Source organism: Streptomyces sp. APSN-46.1 (assembly GCF_022815725.1).
Lineage (GTDB): Bacteria > Actinomycetota > Actinomycetes > Streptomycetales > Streptomycetaceae > Streptomyces.
In genome coordinates this window covers 128,581-143,974 of sequence record NZ_JALGRF010000016.1, presented here as the reverse complement: position 1 = coordinate 143,974, position 15,394 = coordinate 128,581, and the positions used below count along the sequence as shown (strand labels likewise).

Sequence of the window (15,394 nt, the reverse complement as noted above, 5' to 3'; positions counted from 1 at the left end):
CCCCCCCCCCGAACCCCGGCTCCGCCGGGCACCGGGCTCCGCCCGGACCCGCGCCTCAAACGCCGGCGAGGCTGGATGTGGCGCACTGGACCTCGGAGCTGGTCCGGGACTGGTGGCGCGGGCGGCATCGGAGGCGCCGCCGCCCCGGCCGCATGGTGAACCGCGCCGGAGGCGTCAGGCGTCAGGCGTCGAGGCCGATGGCGAAGGCCGCTTCCAGGTCGTGCTGGGAGTAGGTACGGAACGCCACGTGGGTGTCGGTGGCCTCGACACCCGGGATCTTGCTGATGCGGCCCGGGATGATGTCCGCCAGGTTCTCGTGGCGGGCCACGCGGACCAGCGCGATCAGGTCGTACGTACCGGTGACGGAGTAGACCTCGCTGACGCTGTCCAGCGCGGCGATGGACTCGGCGATCTCGGGGATGCGGTCCACGCTGGTCTTGATGAGCACGATCGCGGTGATCACGGTTGGCTGTCTCCCTCGGTGGCCGTCGTCGCTGGTCGCCTCACTTTAGCCGCACGCCGGTAGCGGACCCACGCGTAGAGGAAGCCGAGCGAGAACCCCACCAGGTGGGCCAGGTAGGCCACCCCCGGGCCGCTTTCCGCGCGGTGGGCGGCCAGCCATTGCAGGCCGAACCAGAACAGCAGCACGATCCACGCCGGGAACCGCAGCGGCAGGAAGAGCAGGAACGGGAACAGGCTCGTCACCCGCGCCCGCGGGAACAGGCACAGGAACGCGCCCAGCACCGCCGAGATCGCCCCGGAGGCCCCGACCAGGGTCTGGTCCGAGGAGGCGTTGGCCGCCGCGAACGCCGCGAGCGCGAGATAGCCCGTACACACGGTGAAGCCGAGGAACTCCGGCCGGCCCATCCGCTCCTCCGTCATCGCGCCGAAGACGTGGAGGAAGAGCATGTTGCCGAGCAGATGCAGCCAGCTGCCGTGGACGAACAGCGCCGTCAGCGGAGTCAGCAGGGCGCGCGCGGATCCCGCGAGGAGCTCGTCCGGGACCACGCCCCAGCGCCGGAAGTACGCCGTCCCCGTCGTCAGCAGCTGGTCTCCCGTCCCGTAGGACGGGTTCAGGCCCGAGGCCGGGCCGATCAGGAACACCACGCAGCAGCCGGCGATCAGGGCATGCGTGATCACCGGGCCCCGCGCGGCCTCGCGGACGGCCCGCCACCTTACGATCATGCGACCGAGCATGACGCAACCGGCCCCACCCGGAGCGGTGGCAGGCCGTAGGGTTACGAGCTGTGTCCCCCGCCGGTGACGGACGGTTCGGCGGACGGCTCGGGCGAACGGCTCAAGCGACGGCTTTAATTGAAAGAGCTACGAAGGAGAGAGCGGCCTGATGACGGTTCCCCTGCCGACCGACACCACCCGGTGGCGCTGCACGCTGTGCGGCAACCTCACGCGGTTCGATGTCACCCGTTCGTCGAAGGTCGTGGAGTACGTCCACCTCGACCTCGCCGGGGAGCCCAAGGTCGAGGAGCGTGAGGTGGTCAATGAGACCATCGAGTCGGTCCGGTGCCGGTGGTGCAACGCGGTGGACCAGATCGAGCTCGTGGACAGGCCGGGCGCGGACTCCTGACGGAGCCGTGCCCCCAGGTAGATCACGGTAGGGGTGACGGATTGTGGAGCCAGCAAGCGGCGCTGAGCCGGCCGACGCGGCCGGCGACGCCGCCGACGCGCTCGACCGCCCGCTGCCCGAAGGCGTGCGGCGCCGGGTCGTCGCGCTCGTCTCGGACGCCTTCGGCGGACTGACGGTCGCGGACCTCCCGGCGCAGCTGCGCCAGTACGCCCGGTTCACCCCGACCCGGCGCGCCAAGTTCGCCGGCAACGCGATGGCCGCGGCCGTGGAGACGGATGGCGTCTTCCGCGGGCGCGTCGCGGAGAAGCTGCGCGAGGCCCAGGTGGAACTGGCCGCGGCGCTGGAGTCCGGCGCCCCGCCCGCCGCCGCCGATCCGCTGGACGTGGCCGCCGCCGCGTACATCCTGCGCCCGGCCGGCTGGGTCAAGCTGGTGGCCGCGGCCGGCGAGGAGGCCCAGCGCGCCGACGCCGAGCGGGCCGACGAGGAGAGCCGGCGCGAGCTGGAGCGCCTGCGCGAGGAACTGGTCCAGGTACGGGAACTGCAGCGCACCGGCGGTGAGCAGGTGCGGGGCGAGCTGGAGGCGGCCCGCAGGGAAGCGGAATCGCTTCAGCGCAAGCTGCGCAGCGCCCTCAGCGACGTCAAGCGGGGTGAGGCGGCGCTCCGCAAGGTCACCGCCGAGATCGACGGCATCCGCGCCGAGGCCGCCGCGCGGGTGGCCGCCGCCGAGAGCGAGAGCCGGCGGCTCAAGTCCCGGCTGGCGGAGGTGGAGACGGCGCTGGAGACCTCCCGCCGGGCCACCCGCGAGGGGCGCAGCATCGAGGACATGCGGCTGCGGCTGCTGCTGGACACCGTGCTGGACGCGGCCGCCGGGCTGCGCCGCGAGCTGGCGCTGCCGCCGGTGTCGACGCGGCCGGCGGACACGGTGGACGCGGTGGAGCCGGGCCGGATGACCCCGAAGGACATCGCGGCGCGGGCCCTGTCGGAGACCGATCCGGCGCTGCTGGACCAGCTGTTGGCGCTGCCCCAGGCGCATCTGGTGGTCGACGGCTACAACGTGACGAAGACGGGCTATCCGACGATGCCGCTGGAGAAGCAGCGGCTGCGGCTGCTGGGCGGGCTGTCGATGCTGGCCGCGCAGACGGGCGCCGAGATGACCTGTGTCTTCGACGGGGCGGAACTGGCGGCCCCGGTGCTGCTCGCGCCGCCGCGCGGGGTACGGGTGCTGTTCTCCAAGGCCGGGGTGACGGCGGACGAGCTGATCCGCCAGCTGGTGCGCGCCGAGCCGGCCGGCCGGCCTGTGGTGGTGGTCTCCACCGACCGCGAGGTCGCCGACGGGGTGGCGAAGGCCGGGGCTCGGCCGGTGGCGTCCGCTTTGTTGCTGAAGCGGCTTTCGCGCGTTTCGTAACTGCCGGGGCGAATGCCGGAATTGGCCGCACCTGTGGGGGACGTACCGTCAAGTGCCCGGCACAGAGCGTGCACTGTAGGTAAAGAAGCTGGTCGGGGACGCAGTTTTTGCCCGCCAGGATTTGAACTGATCACAGACGGGTCACTAGGGTCTGCTCAAACCTTCGTGCGGTAGGTCACTCATTCGGGGTGCCGGCGGAGGTGCTGCCGAGCCCTGCGTTCTTCGGCGGCCAGAGGAAGAAGGAGCTCGCCTTCGTGGCGTCCCACCGTCGACCCAAGCAGCCGAACCGCGCCCGCGTGACCGTGCTCACCGCAACCGCCGCCGCGGCCGTCGCCCTCTCCGCCCAGGGCGCCTACGCCGCCCCGGCGAAGCCGGGCAAGGACGAGGTCAAGGCCAAGGTCGACGCGCTCTACGAAGAGGCGGAGCAGGCCACCGAGAAGTTCAACGGGGCCAAGGAGCGCCAGGAGAAGCTCGAAAAGGAGATCGGGCAGCTCCAGGACCAGGTCGCCCGCGGCCAGGACGAGCTCAACGAGCTGCGCAACACGCTCGGTTCGATGGCGACCGCCCAGTACCGCAGTGGCGGCGTCGACCAGTCCCTCGCGCTCTTCCTCTCCGCCGACCCGGACGACTACCTCGACAAGGCCGCCACGCTGGAGCAGTTGAGCGGCAAGCAGGTCGAATCGGTCACGAAGATCCAGGCCAAGCAGCGCAGCCTCGCGCAGCAGCGCCAGGAGGCCTCCGGCAAGCTCGCCGACCTCGACGCCACCCGCAAGGAGCTCGGCGAGAAGAAGAAGGTCTCGCAGGAGAAGCTCGCCGAGGCCCAGGCCCTCCTCAACACCCTGACCGCGCAGGAGCGCGCGCAGCTCAAGGACGACGAGAGCAAGGCCAGCCGCGCCAGCCGCAGCGAGGGCGAGCGCACCCCCGACCTCGGCGACGTGAAGGCCTCCGGCCGCGCGGGCGCCGCGCTCGCCGCCGCCAAGACCAAGGTGGGCAGCGCGTACATATCCGGCGCCGAGGGCCCCAGCGCCTTCGACTGCTCCGGGCTGACCCAGTGGGCGTACAAGCAGGCCGGCGTCAGCATCACCCGTACCACCTACACGCAGGCGAACGAGGGCACGCGCATCAGCCGCAGCCAGCTCCAGCCGGGCGACCTGGTGTTCTTCTACGGCGATCTGCACCACGTCGGCCTGTACGCGGGGAACAACATGACGCTGCACGCCTCGAACCCGCGTGGCGGCGTCAAGTACGAGTCGATCGACAACATGCCGTTCCAGTTCGGCGTCCGCATCTGACAGCGCCTGTTCCGACACCGCGTGCTCCGACACCGCGTGCTCCGACACCGCGTGCTCTTCGCGTCCGGGACGCGCCGCACACCGCCCATCCGGGCGAATTCCCAGGCCTCGCTCTGACCACACGCCCCGCCGGTGACCTGCGTCTCCGGTGGGGCGTCGCCGTGTGCGCCCTCCGGCGGTCGTTGGCCGGTGCCTGACGCCGCGGCTACTGTCTGCCAGCGCGGAACCCGGCACACGGCCGTCCACGGGGGGCGGCCCCGGGCCCCGCTCAGCGGAAGGGAGCGGTTTCACGTGGCGTCCCACCGCCGGCCCGGCCTCAGCGGCCTGACCGGCCTCGACCGGAACACGAAGGCTTCCGTTTTCACCGCGGCGGCGGCCACCGCGGCGGCCACCGCCGCGGCCGCCATGACCGGCGCGTCCGCGAACGCGGCCCCCAGCCTCCCGCAGGAGCCCCCTGCCGGCAGCCGCACCCAGGTCGACCGGCTCTTCGAGGAGGCCGAGCAGGCCACCGAGCGCTTCAACGAGGCGGGCGAGCGGGCCGAGAAGCTCCGCGCCGAGGTGAACCGGGCCCAGGACGCGGTGGCCCGCGGCCAGGACCGCGTCAACACCATGCGGGGCCTCCTCGGCCACTTCGCCGGGGCCCAGTACCGGTCCGGCGGAATCGACCCCGCCGTCGAGCTGATGCTGTCGGACAACCCCGACGACTACCTGGAGAAGGCCGCAGCCCTGGAGCGGCTGACCGGCAGTCAGGCCCGCCAGCTCGACGCGCTGCGCGAGGAGCAGCGCCGGCTCGGCCAGGAGCGCCACGAGGCCTCCCGCAAACTCGCCGAACTGGAGATCCTGCGCTCCGAGGTGGCCAGGAACAAGCGGTCCATCACGGCGAAGCTCGCCGCCGCCCGCAGGCTGCTCAACGCGATGCCCTCGCAGGAGCGTGCTGACTTCGAGCGCTCCTCGCGTTCCGGCGGGCGCTCCGAGGGGCTGCCCGACCTGCCCTCTTCCGGCCCGTCCTCGGGGCGTGCCGCGGCCGCCGTGATGGCCGCGCGGGCCGCTGTCGGCCGCCCGTACGTCTGGGGCTCCACCGGCCCGTCCGGGTTCGACTGCTCCGGGCTGATGGTGTGGTCGTACCGGCAGGCCGGGGTCGCCCTGCCGCGCACCTCGCAGGCCCAGCGGCATGCCGGACGGCAGGTCCCGCTGTCGCAGGCGCAGCCGGGCGACCTGGTCACGTACCGCTCGGACGCCAGCCACGTCGGCATGTACGTGGGCAACGGCCAGGTGGTGCACGCCCCGTACCCGGGGGCGCGGGTGCGCTACGACCCGGTCGGGATGATGCCGGTGTCGTCGGTGACCCGCCCGTAGGGCGGGGTCCGGCCCGGGCGTGCGTACGATCGGCGGATGTCCCCTGGTCGCCCTGGTCGCCGCGCCGTGCTCCGCGTACTGCCGCTGCTGCTGTGCGCACCGCTCGCCGCGTGCGGGGCGCCCGCCGACACCGCCGACACCGCCGGCACCGCCGCCGAGCGGGACATCCGGCGGGCGGTGGCCCGGTGGTCCGCCGCGCCGCCCGGGCGGCTCGCCGGGATCCCGCTGGAGGACTGGGCCTACGAGGTCACCTCGGTCCGGCGGGACGGCGTACGGGCCCTCGCGCGGGCGGAGCTGCGCTACCGGCTCGCCGGATACGACACGGCCCCGGCAGGGTCGGCGCGCGAGGTGGAGCTGACCGGGGACGGCGGGGCCTGGCGGGTCACCGGCGACCGGCCGGCGCCGGGCGCGCCGCCGCAGCTGTGGGACCAGGGCCCGGTGGCGGTGGTCCGGGGGAAGGCCTGCCTGGTCCTCGGCGTGGGCCGGACCCCCGCGGACCTGGACCGGATCGCGGCCGAGGCCGACCGGGCGGTGCCCGCGGTGAGCGCCGCCTGGCCGGGCGCGTGGGCCGGGCGGGTGGTCGTCCTGGTCCCGGGCACGCTGGACGCCATGGCGGCGCTGCTCGGCCGGCCGGCCTCCGCGTGCCGGGGGATGGCCGCCGTCACCACGGGCCGGGTGGGCGCCGGGCCCACCCCCGCCGACCGGGTGGTGATCAACCCGGAGGGGTACGGGGAGCTGGCGGAGGAGGGCCGGCGGATCGTCCTGACCCACGAGATCACCCACGTCGCCACCCGCGCCGCGACCTCGGAGCGGACGCCGCTGTGGCTCTCGGAGGGCTTCGCGGACTGGGCTGCCTACCGGGAGACGCCGGGGACGGGACGCGCGGCCGCCGAGGCGGCGCCCGAGCTCGCCCGGGCGGTCCGCCGTGGCGAGCTGCCCGGCGAGCTGCCCGCGAACGAGGCGTTCGGCTTCGGCGGAGACGCGGAGGCGCTGGCGCGCGCGTACGAGGGCGCCTGGCTGGTCTGCCGGTTCATCGCGGGGAAGTGGGGGGACGCGGCGCTGGTGCGGCTGTACGAGAAGGCCGGCCGCGAGCCGCTGGCGACGGCGCTGGCCGAGACCCTGGGGCTCGACCCCGCGGAACTCACCCGGGCCTGGCAGGAGTACCTGCGCGACGAGCTGCGCTGAGCGGCCTCGGGGAAATGCCGTGCCGGGCGGCGAGGCGGCGTGCCCCACTCCCCGAGGCCGCTCGGGCGGGGGTTCGGGTACTTTGGCTGGCGATGCACAAGACGCTGATCGTGACCAACGACTTCCCGCCGCGACCGGGCGGCATCCAGGCCTTCCTGCACAACATGGCGCTGAGGCTGGATCCCGACCGGATCGTCGTCTACGCCTCCACCTGGAAGCACGGTGAGGAGGGCCGCGAGGCGACGGCCGCCTTCGACGCGGAGCAGCCGTTCCCGGTCGTCCGCGACCGTACGACGATGCTGCTCCCGACGCCGAGGGTGACCGGGCGGGCGGTCGGGCTGCTGCGGGAACACGGCTGCGAGTCGGTGTGGTTCGGGGCGGCGGCCCCGCTGGCCCTGATGGGCCCGGCGCTGCGCCGGGCGGGGGCGCGGCGGCTGGTCGCGACCACCCACGGGCACGAGGCGGGCTGGGCCCAGCTGCCGGCCGCGCGGCAGCTGCTGCGACGGATCGGCGAGGGCACGGACACGCTGACGTACCTCGGGGAGTACACGCGCTCGCGGATCGCCTCGGCGGTCACGGACCGGGCGGCGGGGCGGATGACGCAGCTCCCGCCGGGGGTGGACGAGAAGACCTTCCACCCGGGATCGGGCGGCGCGGAGGTCCGGGCCCGGCTGGGTCTGACGGACCGCCCCGTGGTGGTGTGCGTCTCGCGCCTGGTGCCCCGCAAGGGCCAGGACACGCTGATCGAGGCCATGCCCCGGATCCTCGCGAAGGTCCCGGACGCGGTGCTGCTCGTCGTGGGCGGCGGGCCGTACGAGGCGGACCTGCGCGCTCTCGCGCGGTCCAAGGGCGTAGACCGGTCCGTGGTGTTCACGGGGGCGGTCCCGTGGTCCGAACTGCCCGCCCACTACGGCGCGGGTGACGTCTTCGCGATGCCGTGCCGGACCCGGCGCGGCGGCCTGGACGTCGAAGGGCTCGGCATCGTCTACCTGGAGGCCTCGGCGACGGGACTGCCGGTGGTCGCGGGCGACTCGGGCGGCGCGCCGGACGCGGTGCTCGACGGCGAGACGGGCTGGGTGGTCCGGGGCGGTGTCCCCGACGACGCGGCGGACCGGATCAGCACGCTGCTGCTGGACCCGGCCCTGCGGGCCCGCATGGGCGAGCGGGGCCGCGCGTGGGTCGAGGAGAAGTGGCGCTGGGACCTGCTGGCGGACCGTCTGCGCGAGCTGCTCTGAAACGGGTCGAGGCGGTCCCGGGGGTTCCGCCCCCGGGGACCGCCTCGAACGCGAGCGGGGCCGTCAGCCCCGGTACAGCGCCTCGATCTCGTCCGCGAAGTCCTTCGCCACCACATTCCGCTTCAGCTTCAGCGACGGCGTGATGTGACCGGACTCCTCCGTGAACTGGGAGCCCAGGATCCGGAACTTCCGCACCGATTCCGCCTTGGAAACCGCCGCGTTGCCGTCGTCCACGGCCTTCTGCACGGCGGCGTTGAGCTCCGGGTCCTCACGCAGCTCCGCCGCCGTCACGCCGGCCGGCTTGCCGTTCTCGGCGGCCCAGCGGCCGAGGAACTCCTCGTCGATGGTGACCAGCGCGGCCACGAACGGCCGCCCGTCGCCCACCACCATGCACTCCCCGACCAGCGCGTGCGCCCGGATCCGGTCCTCGATCACCGCGGGCGCCACGTTCTTGCCGCCCGCCGTGACGATGATCTCCTTCTTGCGCCCGGTGATGGTGAGGTAGCCGTCCTCGTCGAGGGTGCCCACGTCACCGGTATGGAACCAGCCGTCGGACAGGGCCTCGGCGGTCGCGGTCTCGTTCTTCCAGTACTCCTTGAAGACGTGCTCGCCGTGCACCAGCACCTCGCCGTCATCGGCGATCCGCACGACGGAGCCCGGCAGCGGCTGACCGACCGTACCGATCTTCTGACGGTCCCAGGGGAGGAAGGCCGTGGCCGCGCAGGTCTCGGTCAGCCCGTAGCCCTCCAGCACCGTGAAGCCGATGCCGCGGTAGAAGTGGCCGAGCCGCTCGCCCAGCGGGGCGCCGCCGGAGATCGCGTACTCGCCGCGGCCGCCGAGGACCGTGTGGAGCTTGCTGTAGACCAGCTTGGCGAAGATCTTGTGCTTGAGCCGCAGCCCGAAGGACGGGCCGCCCGGCGTGTCCAGCGCGCGGCTGTACGCGATCGCCGTCTCGGCCGCCGAGTCGAAGATCTTGCCCTTGCCGTCGGCCTGGGCCTTGGCGCGCGCCGAGTTGTAGACCTTCTCGAACACGCGCGGCACACCGAGGATCAGCGTCGGCTTGAAGGAGGCCAGCTCGTCGGTCAGGTTCTTGATGTCCGGTACGCAGCCCAGCCGGATCGGCGCCAGTACGGCCGCCACCTCCACCAGACGTCCGAAGACGTGCGCCGCCGGAAGGAAGAGCAGCACCGAGCAGTCGCCGGTGCGGAACAGCGGGCTGAGCCGCTCCACGACGTTGCCGCACTCGGCGAAGAAGTTGCGGTGGGTCAGCACACAGCCCTTGGGGCGGCCGGTGGTGCCCGAGGTGTACACGATGGTCGCGATGTCGTCGGCGTTGGCCAGGTCGCTGCGCTCGTCGGCCTCGGCGTCGGAGATCTCGGCGCCCGCGGCGTTCAGCGTCTCCAGCGCGCCCCGCTCGATCTCCCAGACCTCGCGCAGCTCCGGCAGCCGGTCGCGCAGGGCGGCCACGGCCGCGCTGTGCGCGGGGCTCTCGGCGACGACGGCCACCGCGCCGGAGTCGCTGAGGATCCACTGGATCTGCTCGGGCGAACTGGTCTCGTACACGGGGACCGTGACGGCGCCCGCGCTCCAGATCGCGAAGTCGAAGAGCACCCATTCGTAGCGGGTACGGGAAATCAGGGCGACCCGGTCGCCGGGCCGGATGCCGGACGCGATCAGGCCCTTGGCCGCCGCGCGGACCTCGGCGAGGAACTCGGCCGCGGTCACGTCCTGCCACCGGCCGTCGACCTTGCGGCTCATGACGGCGGTATCTGGATGCTGAGCGGCATTGCGGCGGATGAGATCCGTCAGGTTCCCGTCCGACGGGACCTCGTACAGGGCCGGAAGGCTGAACTCGCGCAAGACTGCTGCTCCTCTGGGCGCCATCGCCACCGTATGGACCGACCGGACGTTACCCACCGGTAGTGGGTTCCGGATAGAGGGAACCGGCCATTGTTCCCTGCGTCACATGACGCGGACGTGCCGTACCGACAGTAGTCGACCCCGTCGAGGACTCGGAAGTAACCGCAGGTCCGGCCGCCTGTGCCACCCCCACTACCCCGGCTTCCCAAGCGCCCCTAGGGTGGCGGACATGGGTGGCAGCACATCCGGCCGGGCCGGAACGCGCGTTCACGTCGTCAGCGACGTCCACGGCAACACCGAGGCGCTCGCGAGGGCCGGCGAGGGCGCCGACGCGCTGATCTGTCTCGGCGACCTCGTCCTCTTCCTCGACTACGCCGACCACTCGCGCGGAATCTTCCCCGACCTGTTCGGCGTCGAGAACGCCGACCGGATCGTGGAGCTGCGGACGGCGGGCAGGTTCGCGGAGGCCAGGGACTTCGGGCGGAAGCTGTGGACCGGCCTGGACCGGGAGCGGCTGATCGAGTGTGCGGTGCGCCGGCAGTACGCCGAGATGTTCGCGGCGCTGCCCACCCCCACGTACGCCACGTACGGCAACGTGGACATCCCGGCGCTCTGGCCCGAGTACGCCGGTGCCGGCACGACCGTGCTCGACGGCCAGCGGGTGGAGATCGGCGGCCGCGTCTTCGGGTTCGTCGGCGGCGGGCTCCCCTCACCGATGCGGACGCCGTACGAGGTGGACGTGGAGGAGTACGCGGCCAAGGTGGAGGCCCTGGGGGAGGTGGACGTGCTGTGCTCGCACATCCCGCCGGAGGTGCCGGATCTCTGCTACGACACGGTGGCGCGGCGGTTCGAGCGGGGCAGCGAGGCGCTGCTGGCGGCGATCCGGCGGACCCGGCCGAGGTACGCGCTGTTCGGGCACGTGCACCAGCCGCTGGCGCGGCGGATGCGGATCGGGGGGACCGAGTGCGTGAACGTCGGTCACTTCGCGGCGACGGGCCGGCCGTGGGCGCTGGAGTGGTGAGCGGGGTGGGTCCGCTGGAGTGGCGGGGTCCACACGCGCGGTAGCCTTCACGCGGCGGCCGGGAGCCGCCCGCACACTTCATCGAAAACTCCCCGGAGGAGCGACCGCGATGGCGGAACACACCAGCTCGAGCATCACGATCGAGGCGGCGCCGGCCGACGTCATGGCCGTGATCGCCGATTTCGCCCGCTACCCGGAGTGGACCGGCGAGGTGAAGGAGGCCCAGGTGCTGGCCACCGACGCCGAGGGCCGCGCTTCGATGGTCCGGCTGCTGCTCGACGCGGGCGCGATCAAGGACGACCACACCCTCGCCTACACCTGGAAGGGCACGGACGAGGTCAGCTGGACCCTCGACAAGTCGCAGATGCTGCGCCAGCTGGACGGCTCGTACAAGCTGGCCCCCGTGGAGGGCGGCAAGTACACCGAGGTCACGTACCAGCTGACCGTGGACGTCAAGATCCCGATGCTGGGCATGATCAAGCGCAAGGCGGAGAAGGTCATCATCGACCGCGCACTGGCGGGCCTGAAGAAGCGCGTCGAGTCCACCGTCTGACCCTTGCCCTGGCCGGGCGGGGTACGGCGTCCCCCGGGCTGCGCCCGGGGCTTCCTGGGGCTCCGCCCCAGACCCCGCGCCTCAAACGCCGGCGAGGCTGGATCAATCCAGCCCACGGCCGGCACAATCCAGCCCCGCCGGCGTTTGAGGCGGAAACGGTGAAAGGGCGGGGCGGGGAGCGGCTCCGCGCAGCGCAATGTCACCACGACCCGGAGCACCCGCACATGCATATCCAGCTGATCACCGGCCCCGGCGGCGCCGGGCGGACCACCGTGGCCGCGGCCACCGCCCTCGCCGCCGCGCGGGCGGGCCGGCGCGTGCTGCTGCTCTCCGGCGACCCCGGGGATCCGATGGACGCGCTGGTCGGGCCGCCGTCCGGCGTACCCGCCGAGGTCGCCGAGGTCGCGCCGGGCCTGCGGGCCGTACCGGTGGCCGGCGGCGTACGGGTCGCCCGGATCGACTCCGGGGAGGAGTTCCGGGCGGAGCTCGTCGCCCTCCAGGAGCGGGGCGCCGCCCTGTTCGGCATGCTCGGCGGCCGCCCCCTCGGCGCCGAGGAGCTCACCGAGCTGCCCGGCGCCGAGCAGTTCGCCCTGCTCCGCGCCCTGCGGCGAGCGGCCGCCGCGCCCGACGCCGACCTCGTCGTCGTGGACATGCCCCCGCTGCACCAGACCGTGGCCACCCTCGCCCTCCCCGCCCAGCTGCGCCGCTACCTCGCCCGGCTGCTGCCCGCGGAGCGCCAGGCGGCGCGCGCCCTGCGGCCCGTACTCGCCCAGCTGGCCGGCGTACCCATGCCCGCGCAGTGGCTCTACGAGACCGCCGCGCGCTGGGACGAGGAGCTGGCCGCCGTCCAGGCCGTCGTGGAGGCCGACACCACCGAGGTACGGCTCGTCGCCGAGCCGGGACCGGCCGCCGACGCCGCCCTGCGGACCGGGCGGCTCGGGCTCGCCCTCCAGCGGCTGCGCGTCGCGGACCTCGTCGCCAACCGGATCCTGCCGCAGGGCTCCGCCGACCCCTGGCTCGCCGGGCTCGCCGCCCAGCAGGACAAGTACGCCGTCCAGTGGGCCGCCGAGCTGCCCGTGGTCCCCCTCCCGCACCTCGGCCGGGACCCGCAGGGCCCCGAGGACCTCGCCGCGCTGCCGGACGGCGCCGGGCTCGTCCCGGCCGGTCCCGTGCCCCGCGCCGACTGGCCCGTGGAGGACCGGCTCGCCGAGGACGGGGTGCTCGTCTGGGTGGTTCCGCTGCCCCGGGCCGAGAAGCGCGACCTCGACCTGATCCGGCGCGGCGACGAACTGCTGCTCACGGTGGGCCCCTACCGCAGGATCGTTCTCCTGCCGTCCGCGCTGCGCCGCTGCACCGTCTCCGGCGCCGCCCTCGCCGACGGCGCGCTCCGGATCCGCTTCACCCCGGACCCGGGACTGTGGCCCCGCGCGTAATGAAGCGTGTACCCCCGTTCGGGTAACGTCGAAGGTAGCCCGTATCGCACGACCCGCAGCTGCCGCAGGAGAGTCCGCCATGAGCGAGGCCACCGACCGCCCCACCGACGACGACGCCTGGGCGAAGGCCTGCGCCGAGGATCTCGCCGCCGAGAAGGCCCGCCGCCGGGCAGAGCAAGCCGCGGGCGCCGGAGCCGGCACCGGGACCGCCGCCGAGGAGCTGTTCAAGCTCTTCGAGGCCGTCGCCGACAAGGTCTCCTCGCTGAACAACCCGCTGCTGGGCGTGGCCGCACAGGGCGCGGTACGGCAGTTCGTCGACCAGGCCAAGACCGCCGCCAAGCCCGTCATCGAGCGCAACCCCCAGGTTTTCGACCACCTCGCGGCCGCCGGATCGGAGCTCCTCGCCGCCTACCGCTCGGCCGTGGAGGGCCACGAGCGCCGCTGGACCCGCGACGAGCCGCCCGCCCAGCGCCGGGCCCCGGACGAGGACCGTGAGCCGGGCGCGGACCGCGAACCGGGCGGCCAGGACCGCGACCCGCGCGACGACGACGGCCCCGACGCGGGCCCCTCCGGGCGGATCGATCTCGACTGACGGGCTGCCGCCCTCGGGTACCGTTGCCCGTGGCGGGGTTTGACCGGAAACCGAGGGACTAATGGGACTCACCATCGGCGTCGACATCGGCGGCACGAAGATCGCGGCCGGCGTGGTCGACGAAGAGGGCACCATCCTTGAGACGTACAAGGTGCCCACCCCGCCGACCGCGGACGGAGTGACGGACGCGATCTGCGCCGCCGTGTCCGAGGTCAGCAGCAACCACACCATCGACGCCGTCGGCATCGGCGCCGCCGGATACGTGGACGACAAGCGCGCGACCGTACTCTTCGCGCCGAACATCAACTGGCGGCACGAGCCGCTCAAGGACAAGGTCGAGCAGCGCATCGGCCTGCCGGTCGTCGTCGAGAACGACGCGAACTGCGCGGCCTGGGGCGAGTACCGCTTCGGCGCCGGCCAGGGCCACGAGGACGTCATCTGCATCACGCTCGGCACCGGCCTGGGCGGCGGCATCATCATCGGCAACAAGCTGCGGCGCGGGCGTTTCGGCGTCGCCGCCGAGTTCGGGCACATCCGGGTCGTCCCGGACGGCCTGCTGTGCGGGTGCGGCAGCCAGGGCTGCTGGGAGCAGTACGCCTCCGGGCGCGCCCTCGTCCGCTACGCGAAGCAGCGCGCGAACGCCACGCCCGAGAACGCGGCGATCCTGCTCTCGCTCGGCGACGGCACCCCCGAGGGCATCGAGGGCAAGCACATCAGCGCGGCCGCCCGGGCCGGTGACCTGGTGGCCATCGACTCCTTCCGCGAGCTGGCCCGCTGGGCCGGAGCCGGGCTGGCCGACCTGGCCTCCCTCTTCGACCCGTCCGCGTTCATCGTCGGCGGCGGGGTCTCCGACGAGGGCGACCTGGTTCTCGACCCGATCCGCAAGTCCTTCAAGCGCTGGCTGGTCGGCGGCTCCTGGCGTCCGCACGCGCAGGTGCTGGCCGCGCAGCTCGGCGGCAAGGCCGGGCTGGTGGGCGCGGCGGACCTGGCGCGCCAGGGCTGACGCCTCCCGTAGTGCCGTTCGACAGCTGCCCGCCGCGCCCTCTGGGGGAGCGGCGGGCAGCTGCGTATCTTGCGGGCATGGATCTGACCGAGCCGCTGACCGAGATGTCGCTGCCTCCGCTGCCTCCGCTGCCGAAGTCCCGGACGGAGCCCGACGGTTCCGCCGTGGTCCGGGTGCTCAGCTACAACGTCCGCTCGCTGCGTGACGACGAGGACGCGCTGGTCCGGGTGATCCGGGCGTGCGAGCCGGACCTCGTCTTCGTACAGGAGGCCCCGCGCTTCTTCCGCTGGCGCAAGCACGCGGCGAGGCTGGCCGCCAAGTGTGAGCTGGTGGTGCTGAGCGGGGGCGCGACGGCCTCGGGCCCGCTGCTCCTGTGCTCGCTACGAGCCTTCGTGGAACGCACGGAAGACGTGCTGCTGCCGTTGAAGCCCGGCTTGCACCGGCGAGGCTTCGCGACCGCGGTGGTACGGCTCGGAGCGGCGCGGGTGGGCGTGCTCAGCGCTCACCTCTCGCTTGACCCGGGCGAGCGGCTCGGCCAGGCGGGCCTGCTCCTGGACCGGGTCGCGGCGCTGGACACCCCGTACGCGATCGCCGCGGGCGACGTGAACGAGGCCTCGGGGGGTGCGGCGTTCGGGCATCTCGCGAGTGCCTTGCAGGACTGCTGGGCGGTCTCTCCCTGGGGCGGGGAGCACACCTTCCCTGCGGCGGGGCCGGACCGGCGGATCGACGCGGTGTTCGCTTCGCGGGGGGTGGAGGTCCTGGCCTGCGGTGTCCCGGCGGGGCTTCCGGGGATCGCGGAGGCCGACCTGCGCGCCGCGACGGACCACCTCCCGGTCCTGGCGGCCCTCCGCCTGCCGGCGCCCGCGTAGCTCCG

General features: G+C 73.5%; 15 protein-coding genes. 12 read left to right on the top strand and 3 right to left on the bottom strand.

Annotated elements, in window-relative coordinates; genetic code table 11:
- Nucleotides 1-181: 181 nt before the first annotated feature.
- Nucleotides 182-463, bottom strand: coding sequence for an Lrp/AsnC family transcriptional regulator (locus MTF65_RS28875; RefSeq protein WP_008738815.1), 282 nt, complete (start codon nt 461-463; stop codon nt 182-184).
- Entirely contained in the window at nt 460-1,185 is a 726-nt protein-coding gene (locus tag MTF65_RS28870; RefSeq protein ID WP_243631926.1) for a rhomboid family intramembrane serine protease, read from the bottom strand. The genes MTF65_RS28875 and MTF65_RS28870 overlap by 4 nt, the downstream gene beginning before the upstream one ends.
- 160 nt (nt 1,186-1,345) lie before the next feature.
- Between MTF65_RS28870 and MTF65_RS28865 the strand changes: the two genes are divergently transcribed.
- The 6 genes from MTF65_RS28865 to MTF65_RS28840 all read left to right on the top strand — a co-directional run bounded on the left by MTF65_RS28865 (nt 1,346) and on the right by MTF65_RS28840 (nt 8,058).
- Complete coding sequence (locus MTF65_RS28865) at nt 1,346-1,585, top strand: hypothetical protein (protein WP_008738811.1); 240 nt, start codon at nt 1,346-1,348, stop codon at nt 1,583-1,585.
- Nucleotides 1,586-1,625: 40 nt separating this feature from the next.
- Complete coding sequence (locus MTF65_RS28860; protein WP_243631938.1) at nt 1,626-2,990, top strand: NYN domain-containing protein; 1,365 nt, start codon at nt 1,626-1,628, stop codon at nt 2,988-2,990.
- A gap of 254 nt (nt 2,991-3,244) precedes the next feature.
- Complete coding sequence (locus tag MTF65_RS28855; protein ID WP_243631937.1) at nt 3,245-4,282, top strand: C40 family peptidase; 1,038 nt, start codon at nt 3,245-3,247, stop codon at nt 4,280-4,282.
- A 291-nt stretch (nt 4,283-4,573) separates the two neighbouring features.
- The gene (locus tag MTF65_RS28850) at nt 4,574-5,638 is read left to right on the top strand and encodes an NlpC/P60 family protein (RefSeq protein WP_243631925.1); all 1,065 of its coding nucleotides are present in this window, start codon (nt 4,574-4,576) and stop codon (nt 5,636-5,638) included.
- A gap of 36 nt (nt 5,639-5,674) precedes the next feature.
- A complete protein-coding gene (locus MTF65_RS28845) occupies nt 5,675-6,823 on the top strand; it encodes a hypothetical protein (RefSeq protein WP_243631924.1) in 1,149 nt (382 codons plus the stop codon).
- A 92-nt stretch (nt 6,824-6,915) separates the two neighbouring features.
- Entirely contained in the window at nt 6,916-8,058 is a 1,143-nt protein-coding gene (locus MTF65_RS28840; protein WP_243631923.1) for a glycosyltransferase family 4 protein, read from the top strand.
- A 63-nt stretch (nt 8,059-8,121) separates the two neighbouring features.
- Here the strand turns inward: MTF65_RS28840 and MTF65_RS28835 are convergent, their stop codons facing one another.
- Nucleotides 8,122-9,918, bottom strand: a complete 1,797-nt coding sequence (locus tag MTF65_RS28835; protein ID WP_243631922.1) for a long-chain fatty acid--CoA ligase — start codon at nt 9,916-9,918, stop codon at nt 8,122-8,124.
- A 229-nt stretch (nt 9,919-10,147) separates the two neighbouring features.
- On the opposite strand from MTF65_RS28835, the gene MTF65_RS28830 reads away from it, so the two are divergent.
- The 6 genes from MTF65_RS28830 (at nt 10,148) to MTF65_RS28805 (ending at nt 15,389) form a co-directional block, all read left to right on the top strand.
- Nucleotides 10,148-10,939, top strand: coding sequence for a metallophosphoesterase (locus tag MTF65_RS28830; protein WP_243631921.1), 792 nt, complete (start codon nt 10,148-10,150; stop codon nt 10,937-10,939).
- Between the two features lie 109 nt (nt 10,940-11,048).
- Nucleotides 11,049-11,492: an SRPBCC family protein gene (locus MTF65_RS28825; protein ID WP_243631920.1), complete on the top strand. Its 444-nt coding sequence runs from the start codon at nt 11,049-11,051 to the stop codon at nt 11,490-11,492.
- Between the two features lie 224 nt (nt 11,493-11,716).
- Nucleotides 11,717-12,925: an ArsA-related P-loop ATPase gene (locus MTF65_RS28820; RefSeq protein ID WP_243631919.1), complete on the top strand. Its 1,209-nt coding sequence runs from the start codon at nt 11,717-11,719 to the stop codon at nt 12,923-12,925.
- A 79-nt stretch (nt 12,926-13,004) separates the two neighbouring features.
- Nucleotides 13,005-13,517, top strand: coding sequence for a DUF5304 domain-containing protein (locus MTF65_RS28815; protein WP_243631918.1), 513 nt, complete (start codon nt 13,005-13,007; stop codon nt 13,515-13,517).
- A 61-nt stretch (nt 13,518-13,578) separates the two neighbouring features.
- Nucleotides 13,579-14,520, top strand: coding sequence for an ROK family glucokinase (locus tag MTF65_RS28810; RefSeq protein WP_243631917.1), 942 nt, complete (start codon nt 13,579-13,581; stop codon nt 14,518-14,520).
- A 77-nt stretch (nt 14,521-14,597) separates the two neighbouring features.
- Entirely contained in the window at nt 14,598-15,389 is a 792-nt protein-coding gene (locus MTF65_RS28805) for an endonuclease/exonuclease/phosphatase family protein (protein ID WP_243631916.1), read from the top strand.
- The last annotated feature ends 5 nt before the right edge of the window (nt 15,390-15,394 follow it).

What these genes read in the sequence shown, in the direction of transcription:
- MTF65_RS28820 (WP_243631919.1), top strand. Translation starts at nt 11,717, where the DNA reads ATGCATATCCAGCTGATCACCGGCCCCGGCGGCGCCGGGCGGACCACC.
- MTF65_RS28840 (WP_243631923.1), top strand. Translation starts at nt 6,916, where the DNA reads ATGCACAAGACGCTGATCGTGACCAACGACTTCCCGCCGCGACCGGGC.
- MTF65_RS28810 (WP_243631917.1), top strand. Translation starts at nt 13,579, where the DNA reads ATGGGACTCACCATCGGCGTCGACATCGGCGGCACGAAGATCGCGGCC.
- MTF65_RS28870 (WP_243631926.1), bottom strand. Translation starts at nt 1,185, where the DNA reads ATGATCGTAAGGTGGCGGGCCGTCCGCGAGGCCGCGCGGGGCCCGGTG.
- MTF65_RS28805 (WP_243631916.1), top strand. Translation starts at nt 14,598, where the DNA reads ATGGATCTGACCGAGCCGCTGACCGAGATGTCGCTGCCTCCGCTGCCT.
- MTF65_RS28815 (WP_243631918.1), top strand. Translation starts at nt 13,005, where the DNA reads ATGAGCGAGGCCACCGACCGCCCCACCGACGACGACGCCTGGGCGAAG.
- MTF65_RS28845 (WP_243631924.1), top strand. Translation starts at nt 5,675, where the DNA reads ATGTCCCCTGGTCGCCCTGGTCGCCGCGCCGTGCTCCGCGTACTGCCG.
- MTF65_RS28865 (WP_008738811.1), top strand. Translation starts at nt 1,346, where the DNA reads ATGACGGTTCCCCTGCCGACCGACACCACCCGGTGGCGCTGCACGCTG.
- MTF65_RS28830 (WP_243631921.1), top strand. Translation starts at nt 10,148, where the DNA reads ATGGGTGGCAGCACATCCGGCCGGGCCGGAACGCGCGTTCACGTCGTC.
- MTF65_RS28825 (WP_243631920.1), top strand. Translation starts at nt 11,049, where the DNA reads ATGGCGGAACACACCAGCTCGAGCATCACGATCGAGGCGGCGCCGGCC.